Below are 13,632 nucleotides of genomic sequence, written 5' to 3'. Positions count from 1 at the left end.
TTGAGACCTCTCTTGAGTCGATTTTTCTCTACTTGAGCCGCTACCCCGGACTCGAGCCTCTTTTCGCCAGCTTGAGCCGCTACGTCCGCTTCTTGTGTCGCTTTTCTTGTACTCGAGTCAGTTCGTTCTTTTCTTGAGCTTATTTTTTTGATGCTTGAGTCGGTTTTCACTTTTCTTGAGCCTTTGGGAGCCTGGCTTGAGTCACTTTTTCTCTACTTGAGCCGCTACCCCGGACTCGAGCCTCTTTTCGCCAGCTTGAGCCGCTACGTCCGCTTCTCGTGTCGCTTTTCTTGTACTCGAGTCAGTTCGTTCTTTTCTTGAGCTTATTTTTTTGATGCTTGAGTCGGTTTTCTCTTTTCTTGAGCCAGTTGAGGCCTCTCTTGAGTCGCTTTTTCTCTACTTGAGCCGCTACCCCGGACTCGAGCCTCTTTTCGAAAGCTTGAGCCGCTACGTCCGCTTCTCGTGTCGCTTTTCTTGTACTCGAGTCAGCTCGCTCTTTTCTTGAGCTTATTTTTTTGATGCTTGAGTCGGTTTTCTCTTTTCTTGAGCCAGCAGGGGCCTCACTTGAGTAGCTTTCTCTCTACTTGAGCCTCGGCCCCCGGACCTCGAGCCTCTTATCGCCAGCTTGAGCCGCTACCCTGCTCTCGAGCCGCTACCCCGCCACTCGAGCCACCCCCCACTCAAACAAAAAAAACTGCCCAAACCAAGTCTGGGCAGTCCACAAAAATCTAGTTTATCAACGACTGAAGAGGAGCAGGAATGCGACCGCCGCGATTCACGAAGCCTTCGCTGCTGTATGGATTAACGCCCATAACAGGAGCGCGGCCTAGTAATCCGCCGAATTCGACCATTTCGCCTTCTTCTTTTCCTGGTACCGGAATGACACGTACGGCTGTTGTTTTCTTATTAATCATGCCGATTGCTGCTTCGTCGGCGATGATGCCGGATAACGTTGCAGGGGAAGCGTCACCAGTAAGTGCGATCATATCAAGGCCTACGGAGCAGACGCATGTCATCGCTTCAAGTTTTGATAGGGAAAGGGATCCTTCCATTACTCCTTCGATCATCCCTTCGTCTTCACTAACCGGGATGAAGGCTCCGCTTAATCCACCTACATAAGAGCTTGCCATGGCGCCACCTTTTTTCACGGCGTCGTTCATAAGAGCAAGGGCTGCGATTGTTCCGTGGGTTCCGACGCGTTCGACACCGATTTCTTCTAGAATGCGAGCAACACTGTCGTTCAGCGCGTTCGTAGGAGCAAGGGATAGGTCGAGAATGCCGAATGGAACGCCGATTCGTTCGGCTACTTGGCGACCAACGAGTTCACCGGCACGAGTAATTTTGAAGACAGTATTCTTAATGACTTCTGATACTTCACCAAGATCCGCTTCCGGGTAACGTTTCAGCGCACTCAGTACAACTCCAGGTCCACTTACGCCAACGTTTAAGACTGCTTCGCCTTCCCCAGTTCCGTGGAAAGCGCCGGCCATAAACGGATTGTCCTCAACTGGGTTACTGAACACAACAAGTTTCGCGCAGGCAATTCCGTTTTGATCCTTCGTGCGTTCTGCTGCTTCACTAATCACGTGGCCCATTTGTTTTACAACGTCCATATTGATGCCAGTTCGAGTCGTCGCAACGGATACGGAACCACAAACGCGTTCTGTGACGCTTAACGCTTCAGGAAGAGAATCGATTAGCGTTTGGTCGCCTTTTGTGACCCCTTTATGAGTGAGAGCGGAATAGCCTCCGATGAAATCAACGCCGAGGTCTTTGGCTGCCTGGTCTAAGGTTTTTGCAACTTCTACGGCTTCAGAAACGGTTGCTTTCCCAAGGATTTCTGAAACGGGTGTGATTGAGATTCGTTTGTTAATAATCGGTACGCCGTATTCTTTTTCGACTTGTTCTGCGACGGTTGTTAAGTCTTTTGCGTATGTCGTAATTTTGTTGTAGACATTTTCTTTTAGCTTCTCAATATCTGAGTCAGCACAGTCACGGAGACTGATTCCGATTGTAACGGTGCGGATATCAAGATTCTCCATTTGGACCATGCGGATGGTTTCTGTTATTTCATTAAATGCAATATTCACGGGGAGACCTCCTTAAATGCGGTGCATAGACTGGAAGACTTCTTCTAGCTGCAGACTAATTTGCACGCCTAAGTTCTCGCCAGTTTCTTGTAGTACTTTTCGGATCGCATCTAAATCATGCGCTTCTTTCACATCGATAATCATGATCATCGTGAAGTATTCTTCAACGATCGTTTGGCTGATATCAAGCACGTTCAATTTATATTCTGCGAGCACGTTTGTCACGTTCGCGATAATTCCGACCTGGTCTTTTCCGATGACGCTTACTACTGCTTTACGTTTTTCCATGATGATCCACCTCTACCTATATTTTCTGTGAACAAAAAAAGAGATCAGCTCTCGCCGATCTCAGACAAACGTACCCATACATGTATTCTGTATGTAAGTTCGTTCCTGTCCGGTTGCCTGAGATCATGAACCCTTCGGCGCCGCTTTACGCGATCTCTCCAGGATTGGCTCCAGTTATAGTGTTACCCATAACCTTCACGGCCACTATTCTTTTGAATAAATGTAATGGTACCAATATGCGTATCGTTGGTCAAGGACTATGTTTCTCTCACCCTGTTAACACGTCTTCTTTTGGATATTTTACCCGGTCCGTACGGTGCCTCGCGAAAGCAAAAGCGAACGTAAGCGGCCCTAATTTCCCTATAAGCATCGTGAGGATGATGGTTACCTTGCCAATAGTCGTCAGGCTGCCCGTTAGACCCATCGATAACCCTACGGTCCCAAAGGCCGAGACGCCTTCAAACACGATGTCCAAAAACGGTGCGTCTTCTGTTAAATTTAAAATAAAAATCGCAACAAGAACGACAACCACACTTCCCATCGCAAGGGACAGAGCTCGTAAAATTAACGGATAAGGAAGACTGCGTTTAAACGTAACCACTTCCTCGCGCTGCTTATAAAACGTGAACGTAGCGAGCACGATTAAGAGGGCTGTTGTAAGCTTGATCCCCCCGGCCGTTGACGCACTTCCTCCTCCTATAAACATAAGGATAATCATATAAAAGAGGGAGGCGTGTTCCATTGAACCGATATCAAGCGTGTTAAACCCAGCTGTTCTTGGCGTCACCGCTTGGAAATACGATGCTTGGATCTGATCCGGAGTCGACATAGATGCGAGCGTGTTTGGGTTGTTGTACTCCAGCACAAAGATCATGAAAAAGCTGATCACGTTAATCCCAATGGTCCCAAGAATCATAAGCTTTGAATGAAGGGAGAGCTGGCTGAAGTCTTTGCTTTTCCACATGTCAAACACAACCGTAAACCCAATCCCACCGATGATAAATAAAATCGTGATAACAAGGTTCACAACCGGGTCTCCGACGTAGCCAGATAAACTATCGGACCAGATTGAGAAGCCTGCATTGTTAAAAGCCGAGATCGCATGAAAGACACTCGCATAAAGCGCTCTTCCCCAGCCTAAATCCGCCCCCCATTCAAGAGTCAAGAAGACAACTGCCATCGCCTCAACGACCAAACTAAAAATTAGCAACCTCTTCGCAAGAGCAATGACTCCCCCAAGCGTATTCTGATTCAGGGCTTGTTTAATTAACAAACGCTCCCGGATGCCAATCTTTCTCCCAAGAGCGAGATAGATAAATACAGCAAATGTCATAATCCCGAGCCCGCCAAGCTGGATTAAAGCCATAATGACGATTTCTCCGAAGGTTGTAAAAGCTGTTCCTGTATCGACCACCACAAGCCCCGTAACCGTCATGGCAGACGTTGAAGTAAATAGAGCATCGACAAAGGAGATCCCCTCCGTAGTTGAGATCGGTAATAAAAGAATAAATGTACCAACTAAAATAAGTGCAAGAAACGTACTAATCAAAATCTGGGGTGGATTCCACTCCATCTGCTTGTCTCTCTTTTTCACCCTAACCCTCCCCCTTCAGGCAACACTTCCAAATAATCTCTATATACTACCCTATTTAACTCCTCCTCACCCCAAAAAGCAACCCTTATTTTAAGACTTCTCATTAGCGCACTAAAGGACTAATGCGTGCCAGACACCCGGTGCTGCGTTAAAGCACTGACGCGTGTCTGACACGCTTCACTGCTCTAACGCAATGGTGTGTGTCTGACACGCTTCACTTCACTAAAGCAAAGAAGCAGAAAAAACGTGAGCGCTTTTACTTTGCGCTCACGTTTCTTATCATATGCATCGTTTGGAAACAATTAGGATTTCGTACTTGTAAAGCCACCGTCGATGCGAATAACGTCTCCGTTAATATATTGAGCTTTAGACGTTAATAAGAAGGCTACGGTTTCAGCGACTTCTTCTGGTGTGCCTAAGCGTTTTTGTGGAATGCCGTTTTCTGCACTTTCTTTCATGTTTGGATTGTTTTCAAAGAACTCTTTAACCATTGGAGTTTCTGTTGGGCCTGGAGCAATCGCGTTCACGCGTAGTCCGTCTTTTGCATATTCAGCTACAAGACTCTTCGTTAACCCGACCATAGCATGTTTTGTTGCGGAATAAGTCACTACGGAATCTTGACCGATTACACCTGCACTTGAAGATGTATTCACAATCGCGCCTCCGCCATTTTTGACCATCACTTCAGCCACATAACGTACGCCATATAAGGCGCCCATTAAGTTGATTCCTACTATCTTTTCGATTTCACTTACTTCTGTATCAAGGAAATAGCCGCCACTGCCTGAAATTCCAGCGTTATTGAAGAAATAATCGATTGTACCAAAATGATTAACCGTCTCATCTACATAGTTTTTCACTTCATCAGGTTTTGAGACATCCGCTTTGATGAAGATCGCATCAACACCTGCTTCTTTTAATTGCTTAACGGTTTCATTTCCGCCTTCTTCATCAATATCTACAACAGAAATATTCACGTTATCTTCTGCAAGGCGCAACGCTGTAGAGCGGCCTAACCCACTACCAGCACCTGTAATAACTGCAACTTTACTCATCTCAAAAACCTCCTTAAGTAGTATCACACCATTACAATTTCCCAAAATGCTTCACACTATAAACCTGGAAACATCCCCCATCCTTTGACGCTGTAAAGAGCAGACGCGTGTCAGACACCCTTTATCGCTCTAAAGCACTACTACGTGCCTGACACCCTTTCACACTCTAAAGCACGACCAGGTGTCTGGCACGCTCCATCGCTCTAAAGCAAAAAAGCAAGCACCTCATAAGGGTGCTTGCTTGATTTTTTTAATGATGTTTTACAACTTCTTGGCCTTTTACGTTCCATGTGAAGGCGAAGAGGATGACGGCTAGTACACAGGAGCCTGTTAGAAGCATGAATCCTGCATCCCAGCTTGCGAATTGTACAATGTAACCAAGTAAAGCATTTGCCATAACAGCACCACCAAGGTAACCGAATAATCCAGTCAGGCCAGCTGCTGTTCCTGCAGCTTTTTTCGGTACATAGTCTAGTGCTTGTAATCCAATTAGCATAACCGGTCCATAGATCAGGAAGCCGATTGCAATTAGCGCTGCATTATCAATCATTGGATTTCCGGCTGGATTTAACCAGTACACAACAACTGCGACAAGAACACCTAGCATAAACACCACGCCTGCTGGTCCGCGGCGCCCTTTAAATACTTTGTCCGATATATACCCACAGAGTAATGTTCCTGGGATTCCCGCCCATTCATAAAGGAAATAAGCCAAACTTGATTCTTCCATATTAAATCCTTTTTCTTCACTTAAGTATGTTGGCGCCCAGTCCAGCACACCATAACGTACGAAGTAGACGAAGACGTTCGCAATCGCAATCGTCCAAACCCATTTATTGTTCAAAACGTACTTAAATAAAATCTCTTTCGTCGTCAGTTCTGTTTCGAATGTCTTCTTCGATTTAGAAGGATAGTCATTACGGTATTCCTCAATTGGAGGCAACCCGACAGATTGCGGAGTATCTCGCATAAGAAGAAAAGCGACCAATGCCACAACAATAGCAACGAGGGCTGGTAAGATGAAGATCCCTTCATATCCAGCAAAACTTGCCCCAAAATAGGTGGTTACAATCGACACACCCGCAATCGCAAGAGGAGCCATTAAGCCTCCACCTACATTGTGTGCTACGTTCCATATGGCAGTTTTCCCTCCACGTTCACTAACACTGAACCAGTGAACAAGCGTACGCCCGGACGGTGGCCAGCCCATACCTTGCACCCACCCATTTAAGAATAGCATGACAAACATAATAGCTATAGACGAGGTGAAAAATGGGATAAAACCTATACTCAAATTAATAATCGCGGATAAGATCAAACCGGTAGCTAAGAAATACCTGGCGTTACTCCTATCCGAGACGGTCCCCATCACAAACTTACTTATTCCGTACGCAATCGAGATCGCAGAAAGAGCCAACCCAAGCTCTCCCTTTGAAAATCCTTCTTCTGTTAAATAAGGAATTGCCAATGAGAAGTTCTTGCGAATTAAATAGTAACCCGCATAACCTATGAAAATTCCTAAGAAAACCTGAAGCCTGAGCTTCTTATATTCAGCATCTACTTGTTCATCTGGTAATCTCTCTTTAGCAGAAGCTGGTTTGAAAAAATCAAACATGAAAACCCTCCTAATTTATTAGCTTGTTGGTTTCATAGAATCTCTATGAACCTTCTAACCGTCCCACCAAGTTAAATCCATGGAACGTTTAGATCCTCCTTTCTAATAAATTTCATCCAAGGTGAAAACAAAAAAGCCCACACTCCTCCAGAACTTTATCATCCGATAAAGCCCCAAAATAGTGTGAGTCTCCGTGTTCTCCGTTCAAAGTATTAACTTGTATGGCACAAGTTTACCCTCCTTTGAAAACGCTGTCAACAAAATATTGAAAATATTTCCCTATATTTCATCCTAATCCGACATTTTCCTACATTTGCTTTCTCCCTATAAAGCAATGACGCGTGTCAAACACCCTTTACTGCTTTAATAAACTACCAGGTGTCAGACACCCTTCATCGCTCTAAAGCACTACTACGTGCCTGACACCCTTTCACACTCTAAAGCGCGACCAGGTGTCTGGCACGCTCCATCGCTCTAAATCAAAAAAGCAAGCACCTCATCAGGGTGCTTGCTTTTTGGGTTATTGTTGGTGGTAGACAACCGCTTCGTAGGGGCGGAGTTTCATACCGTCTTTCGATGCGTCTGGGGCATCGTTGTAGTTGTGGATCATGACAAGGGCTTCTTCAAAGTTTACGTCTTCTGGCCACGGACGCTCGATTGTTTCGCCTGTCCAGTTGGTTACAACGACTAGCTTTTGCCCTTCATGTTCACGCTTATACGCATACACTTCTTCATCTTCAGGCCAAATAAGGGTGTGATCCCCATTTACGATGACCTCATGTTGTTTCCGAAGAGCAATCAGCTTCTTATAGTAATGAAAGATCGAATCAGGGTTCTCTCGCTCTTTCTCAACATTGATCTGATCGTAATTCGGATTCACTTTCAGCCATGGAGTACCTGAAGTGAAGCCTGCATTCTCAGATGAATCCCACTGCATCGGCGTACGGGCGTTGTCACGGCCTTTTTCATGAATCGCTTTTAGAATTTTATCTGGATCATGGCCTTTCTCAACAACCATATCCTGCCAAAGATTTCGGATCTCAACATCCTCATAATCGTCAATCGACGGGAAGTGCACGTTCGTCATCCCGATCTCCTGACCCTGGTAAACGTAAGGTGTGCCCTGCATCATATGGAGCCAGGTTGCAAGCATCTTCGCGCTCACGTCATGATACTCCCCGTCATCACCGAAGCGAGAAACGGAACGTGGCTGGTCATGGTTTTCAAGATAAAGAGAGTTCCATCCCTTATTAAAGAGCTCCACCTGCCAGGTCGACATAATCTCTTTTAGTTCTGTTAATTTCCAATCCTTCTCTTCCCATTTCCCCATTTGACCACCAGGCTGGGCGTCGACATCCATGTGCTGGAACTGGAATAACATCGACAACACGCCTGAATCTTCATTCGTAAACTGTTTGCCTTCCTCAGGCGTAACAAATCCGGTCTCCCCAACCGTTAAGATATCGTAATGGTCAAGCACTTCTTCTTTCATCTCCTGCATAAATTCCATGAAGCGAGGGCCGTTGGCGAAGTAATCGCTGCCCCACTGGAACTCGTCATCAGGTTTTGTCACAGGGGCATCCGGGAGTCCTTCTACTTTTGAAATTAAGTTGATCACGTCCATGCGGAAGCCGTCTACACCACGGTCTAGCCACCAGCGCATCATATCGTACACTTTATGACGGACTTCGGGGTTCTCCCAGTTTAAGTCGGGCTGCTTTTTCGTAAATAAATGAAGAAAGTACTCACCCGTCGGCTCATGGTATTCCCATGCTGAACCGCTGAAGAAAGAAAGCCAGTTGTTCGGCTCCTTCCCGTCTTCATTTGGCGGGCGCCAGATGTAAAAGTCTCGATACGGATTGTCTTTTGACTTCTTCGCTTCTTGGAACCACGGATGCTCATCAGACGTGTGATTGACAACCAGGTCCATAACAAGTTTTAACCCTTTCTCATGCATTGTCGAAATTAAGCGATCCCACGTCTCTAAATCACCGAACTCTGTCATGATGTCCTGATAATCACTAATATCATAGCCATTATCATCATTTGGGGACTTGTAGATCGGAGAGAGCCAGATGACGTCAATTCCAAGCTCAACAAGGTAATCGAGCTTTTCGATAATGCCTTCTAGATCACCGATGCCATCACCGTTACTGTCATTGAAGCTTCTCGGATAAATTTGATAGACGACCGAGTTTTTCCACCATTGTGTTGATTGTCCCATGTTCTAAATCCCCCTCATTTATTCTTTTACAGCACCTGAAGTCAGACCAGAAACAATGCGGCGTTGGAATACGAGCACCATTATAACGAGTGGAACAGTTACAATAACCGTTGCCGCTGTTACTTCTCCCCAAGGAATCGTGTACTGACCCTGGAACATTCCAATTCCGACCGGAACCGTCTTGTGACTTTCCGCTGTATTAATCGTTAAAGCAAATAGAAACTCATTCCACGCTGCAATAAACACCAGGATCGCTGTTGTAAAAATCCCTGGTACAGCCAGTGGCAAAATGATTCTGAAATACGTCTGCATCATAGAAGCTCCGTCCATCTTGGCGGACTCTTCTAAATCGAACGGGATCTTACGGAAAAACGTAACGAGCAACCAGATCGATAAAGGTAATGCAAAGGTGGTATATGGAATAATTAACCCGAGGTAACTATTCGTTAAACCCAAGTTCTTCATAAAAATATAAATCGGCGAAATCGTAGCAATCTGCGGGAACATCGACACCGATAGCACAAGACCTAAGATGACCGTTTTACCCGGAAATTCAAGACGGGCAATCGCATACGCTGCAAAAGCGGCTACGAAAACGGTATAAACTGTTGTAATCGTTGCGACGACCGTACTGTTCCACAAGTAATTCAAGAACGGATAATTCACAAAGACTGATACATAATTCTCTACTGTCGGATTGTTTGTAAACCAATTAAATGCTTCATCACCAAACAATTCAGCTACCGGTTTGACGGAGCTCAATAAGATCCACAGAAACGGGAACATGATGATGAAAATAAATATCGCTAAGAATAGGTAGAAGCCTACCCCTGCTTTTTTCTGCATCCTGATCACTCCTTATTTTTTCGCTCCGTCTCCAAGTAAGTCTGAGCCTAAGAATTTAATGTAGATCATCGAGATAATCGCTACACACACAAACACAATGACCGCAAGTGCCGACCCTTCTCCAAAGTTCGTCTGACCGAACATGACTTTATACGAGAAGAGCGAGATCGTTTCCGTTGCGTTCGCTGGTCCTCCGCCTGTTAAAACGAAAATTAAGTCAAAGACACGGAAGGCATCGAGCGTACGGAACAGCAATGCGACAAGAAGACTTGATTTTAGGAGTGGAAGAGTAATTTGCGTAAATTGCTTCCACTTACTCGCCCCGTCAATCGAGGACGCCTCATACAAAGAGCTCGGAATCGTTTGAAGCCCGGCTAGTAAAAGAAGGGCCATATACGGCGTTGTCTTCCATACGTCTGTTAATATAACCGCGGCCATGGAGCCAACCGGCGTTGTAAGAAGCGTACTCATATGATCAATAATTCCGATCTCCGAGAAGAATTTAGCGATGATCCCGTTTTGACCATCATATAAGAAGCTCCACATCTTAGCGGAGACCGCTGTTGGAATGGCCCAAGGAATCAAAATCGCTGCCCGTACCATCCCGCGCCCGAAGAACGCTTTATTAATAAGAAGCGCGATGGCCATACCAAAGACAAGCTCAAGCCCTACAGAGATCACGGTGAAAATCCCTGTATTCATTAGAGAAACCCACATCCGCTTTTCGGTTAAACTATTTTTATAGTGTTCAAGTCCGATAAAATTCGACTCCACCACTGTTTTCAGTAAGGCATTCGAAAGACCGGTGAGCTTCTCACCTTGCTCAAGAACGCCTTCATCCTGGAGCGTATTCAGTTCTTTATTAATCGAAGCGAACTCTTCATCAAACTCTTGACCAAATGATCGATCGATTTCAACAAACTTCAGATCCTCACTAGGAACTTCAAAGTTGAACAGAAGTTCATCCACCTCTTCATAAGGACCCGCCACTCCGTCCTGGGCTTTTAACTTCTCATCAAACTCTGTCAGTTCACCTTTGATTTCCTGGAGCTGATCTTGAACATCTGGCGGGGCATCATCGATCTCTTGATCGAGCGCCGTGACTAAGAACGGCTGATTGTTTAAGTACCGCTCGAGATCCAGGGTATAATCCAAATGAATGCTAGACTTCGTTGGTTCATTTAACCTGTAATCAAATAAACTAAAATAAAAAGATTGCAAAACAGGCCAAATTGCAATAATTAAGATGAGGATTAACGATGGAGCAACTAAAAGAAAACCTGTCCTTCTCTCTTTCTTCTTTGCATCATTTACCTTCGTGGTGACGTCCTGCTTGGAACTTTTCAGCCGAGTCGACACGACAACCTCCTCCTTTATTCCCCTAAAGGGTCAAAAGAGTAGAAAAGGGCACTCCTCCCCCCGACAATATAAACGGATGTCATTTATAAAGTTGGAAGGATGAGTCGCCCTCACCTTACTCTCTGAATGGACTTACTGCATAACTTTTTGTAACTCTTCCTCCATCTTCGCGGCTGCTTCTTCTGGAGTCATCTCACCAGCGATCGCTTTTGAGATGTTGATTTGAATAATCTCTGAAACTTCTGGATAGTTTGGCGCTACAGGACGTGAAACAGCTGCTTCAAGCCCTTCTTGGAAACCTTCTTGTTTAAAGAATGGGTTCGCTTCAAGAATTTCTTCGTCTTCAAATAGGGCCGGAAGCGTTGGCGCTAAGCCACCGTGAATCGCAGAGATCTTCTGACCTTCTGGGCCTGTCATGAATTTAACGAACTCCCATGCTTCCTGTGGATGCTCAGAGTATTTGTTAATCGCTGTCATCCAACCACCAAGGGCTGCTGCAGAACCTGCGTCACCTGCTGGAAGTGGTGCAACACCAATGTTTCCAACGATATTTGATTCGTTCTCGTCATTTGCTAGGTTCCACTGGTAAGGCCAGTTACGAATGAATGGAGACTGTCCTTCGATAAAGGCTGTGTGCGATTCCACTTCCGTAAAGGTTGTAATGTTACCAGGTACGAAATCAGATGTTGCGACTTCAACCATTTTGGAGATCCCTTTGACTGTTTCCGGGCTGTTTACAACGACCTCTCCATCTTCGTTCAGAATGGCACCACCGTAAGAAGCGATGTATTCAATGGCGTTCGTAACTAATCCTTCGTACTGTTTTGCTTGCATTAAGTAACCAAATTCAGTACCTTCTGCGCCTTTATTTTCTTTAGCAGAGGCAATCAGCTCATCCCAAGTCTGTGGAACTTGGTCTTCTGAGATAATATCCGTTCGATAGAATAATAGTCCTGTATCAATAAACTTCGGCATAGCCCACTGTTTTCCGTTGAAGGTAGCAGCAGAAAGGGCTCCCTGGTTGTAGTCATCTGTGTTGATGCCGTCTTTTTGAAGGAAACGATCAAGCGGTAATACGTAACCAGCTTGAGCAAACTCAGCCGGCCAGATTACGTCTAAGTCCATCACATCAATTTCAGAGGACTCAGCGTTTAGCATCGTTACATATTGGTCATGCTGTTGACCTGAGTCAGAAGGCATTTCACGAAATTCAACCTGAATGTTCGGATGCTCTTCATTGAAAGCTTCTACAATCTTAGCCGTGCCTTCTGTGGAGTCTTGCCCACGTGCATAAACAAGTTTGACCACTTCATCAGATCCTTCAGCTTCTTCTCCGCCATTATCTGATGATGTATCTGTTTCTTCCGTTGTAGAATCATCTTCGTTATCCGTAGACGATGTTGTATCATCATCTCCGCTACAAGCTGCAAGGGCAAATACAAACACCAACACCAACATAAGCGACAACAACCAGTGCTTCATTTTCATTAAAAAGACCTCCCCTTATTTTTGAACACGCTTTCATTTAAGCGATTTATTCAACAGCCCGGATTGGACTGACTGTTGACTCTCTAATAATTAACTCTAGTGGATACTCATAGACTTCCTTCTCTTTCCCTTTGTGATGAATCCTGTCTAACATCACTTCAACCGCCCGTTTCGCTAAAAAAGGGATGGGCTGTTCGACTGTTGAGATCTTCGGGTCCATCACCTTCGTGATCACCTGGTTATCAAACCCGATTACCGCAAGGGATTCAGGAACCTTCACCCCGTATTCCTTCGCTCCTGTAATGATTCCGGCTGCGACTTCATCACTTCCCGTAAAGACGGCAGTAGGTGGATCAGGCATTTGATGAATGTGTTTGAAAATACGGATGCCATCTTCAATCGAGAACGCATCATAGAATCCATATCGCTCATCAAAATTGAGATTGAATTCCTCGAAAGCAAGATCAAAGCCTCTTCTCCGGTGCTGACCTACGTTACTCTTCTGCCCGCCCGTGCAATAAGCGATTTTCTTATGTCCTTGTCTGATTAAATGTTTGGTAGCCACATAGCCTCCGTGCACCTGGTCAAACTTTACGGTCGGAATCGTAGCCTCTTCTTCAAACTCATTACAGAGAATCATCGGACCGTAGGATAAGTATTCTTTCACAACATCCCAGTCATTCTCGAGCGACGTTAAGATCATCCCATCAACTTGCCTCATTTTCAAAAGCTCGAGGTGCTTGAGTTCCGTTTCCGTTGAGTACATCGTCTGGCAGATCAGTAGCTGATAGCCATGCTTCGCTGCCTGGATTTCCATTGATTCAGCTAACTGTCCGAAGAACGGGTTCATAATGCGCGGCACGAGCACCGCAATCATCTTCGTCTTCTTATTCCGAAGACTCCTCGCAGATGAATTCGGCACATACCCAAGCTCCTTCATCGCCTCAAACACTTTCTCTTTCTTCTTAATGGAGACGTGGGGATAATCGTTGATTACTCTTGAAACCGTCGATTTCGATAACCCAGCCCGCTTCGCCACATCATCAATCGTTACCATAACCACCCTCCTTTCG

General features: G+C 45.3%; 10 protein-coding genes and 1 riboswitch. All 10 genes read right to left on the bottom strand.

Going from position 1 to position 13,632, the window contains the following annotated elements; translation table 11 throughout:
• Nucleotides 1-728: 728 nt before the first annotated feature.
• On the bottom strand, nt 729-2,090 hold the full coding sequence (locus QNI29_RS07205) for a PFL family protein (RefSeq protein ID WP_231415705.1): 1,362 nt from the start codon (nt 2,088-2,090) through the stop codon (nt 729-731).
• A gap of 12 nt (nt 2,091-2,102) precedes the next feature.
• On the bottom strand, nt 2,103-2,378 hold the full coding sequence (locus tag QNI29_RS07200) for an ACT domain-containing protein (protein ID WP_188652622.1): 276 nt from the start codon (nt 2,376-2,378) through the stop codon (nt 2,103-2,105).
• Nucleotides 2,379-2,473: 95 nt separating this feature from the next.
• Nucleotides 2,474-2,550: riboswitch (glycine riboswitch) on the bottom strand.
• A gap of 96 nt (nt 2,551-2,646) precedes the next feature.
• The gene (locus tag QNI29_RS07195; RefSeq protein ID WP_231417532.1) at nt 2,647-3,951 is read right to left on the bottom strand and encodes a TrkH family potassium uptake protein; all 1,305 of its coding nucleotides are present in this window, start codon (nt 3,949-3,951) and stop codon (nt 2,647-2,649) included.
• A 323-nt stretch (nt 3,952-4,274) separates the two neighbouring features.
• The gene (locus QNI29_RS07190) at nt 4,275-5,027 is read right to left on the bottom strand and encodes an SDR family NAD(P)-dependent oxidoreductase (protein WP_231415704.1); all 753 of its coding nucleotides are present in this window, start codon (nt 5,025-5,027) and stop codon (nt 4,275-4,277) included.
• 250 nt (nt 5,028-5,277) lie between these two features.
• Nucleotides 5,278-6,642, bottom strand: a complete 1,365-nt coding sequence (gene glpT, locus QNI29_RS07185; protein WP_231415703.1) for a glycerol-3-phosphate transporter — start codon at nt 6,640-6,642, stop codon at nt 5,278-5,280.
• A 520-nt stretch (nt 6,643-7,162) separates the two neighbouring features.
• A complete protein-coding gene (locus tag QNI29_RS07180) occupies nt 7,163-8,866 on the bottom strand; it encodes a glycoside hydrolase family 13 protein (RefSeq protein ID WP_231415702.1) in 1,704 nt (567 codons plus the stop codon).
• An 18-nt stretch (nt 8,867-8,884) separates the two neighbouring features.
• On the bottom strand, nt 8,885-9,712 hold the full coding sequence (locus QNI29_RS07175; RefSeq protein ID WP_231415701.1) for a carbohydrate ABC transporter permease: 828 nt from the start codon (nt 9,710-9,712) through the stop codon (nt 8,885-8,887).
• A gap of 12 nt (nt 9,713-9,724) precedes the next feature.
• Nucleotides 9,725-11,071, bottom strand: a complete 1,347-nt coding sequence (locus tag QNI29_RS07170; RefSeq protein WP_231415700.1) for an ABC transporter permease subunit — start codon at nt 11,069-11,071, stop codon at nt 9,725-9,727.
• Between the two features lie 132 nt (nt 11,072-11,203).
• Nucleotides 11,204-12,559, bottom strand: coding sequence for an ABC transporter substrate-binding protein (locus tag QNI29_RS07165; protein ID WP_231415699.1), 1,356 nt, complete (start codon nt 12,557-12,559; stop codon nt 11,204-11,206).
• Between the two features lie 46 nt (nt 12,560-12,605).
• Nucleotides 12,606-13,616, bottom strand: a complete 1,011-nt coding sequence (locus QNI29_RS07160; RefSeq protein WP_231415698.1) for a LacI family DNA-binding transcriptional regulator — start codon at nt 13,614-13,616, stop codon at nt 12,606-12,608.
• Between the last annotated feature and the right edge of the window lie 16 nt (nt 13,617-13,632).

Origin of the sequence: Pontibacillus chungwhensis (assembly GCF_030166655.1) — a bacterium.
Taxonomy (GTDB): Bacteria; Bacillota; Bacilli; order Bacillales; family BH030062; genus Pontibacillus.
Note: the sequence above shows the minus strand (reverse complement) of the source record. Positions and strands in the feature narration are given on the sequence as shown.

Bases quoted from the DNA above. Each gene is read 5' to 3' on its own strand.
- QNI29_RS07160 (WP_231415698.1), bottom strand. From the start codon at position 13,616: ATGGTAACGATTGATGATGTGGCGAAGCGGGCTGGGTTATCGAAATCG.
- QNI29_RS07175 (WP_231415701.1), bottom strand. From the start codon at position 9,712: ATGCAGAAAAAAGCAGGGGTAGGCTTCTACCTATTCTTAGCGATATTT.
- QNI29_RS07200 (WP_188652622.1), bottom strand. From the start codon at position 2,378: ATGGAAAAACGTAAAGCAGTAGTAAGCGTCATCGGAAAAGACCAGGTC.
- QNI29_RS07195 (WP_231417532.1), bottom strand. From the start codon at position 3,951: ATGGAGTGGAATCCACCCCAGATTTTGATTAGTACGTTTCTTGCACTT.
- QNI29_RS07190 (WP_231415704.1), bottom strand. From the start codon at position 5,027: ATGAGTAAAGTTGCAGTTATTACAGGTGCTGGTAGTGGGTTAGGCCGC.
- glpT (WP_231415703.1), bottom strand. From the start codon at position 6,642: ATGTTTGATTTTTTCAAACCAGCTTCTGCTAAAGAGAGATTACCAGAT.
- QNI29_RS07180 (WP_231415702.1), bottom strand. From the start codon at position 8,866: ATGGGACAATCAACACAATGGTGGAAAAACTCGGTCGTCTATCAAATT.
- QNI29_RS07165 (WP_231415699.1), bottom strand. From the start codon at position 12,559: ATGAAAATGAAGCACTGGTTGTTGTCGCTTATGTTGGTGTTGGTGTTT.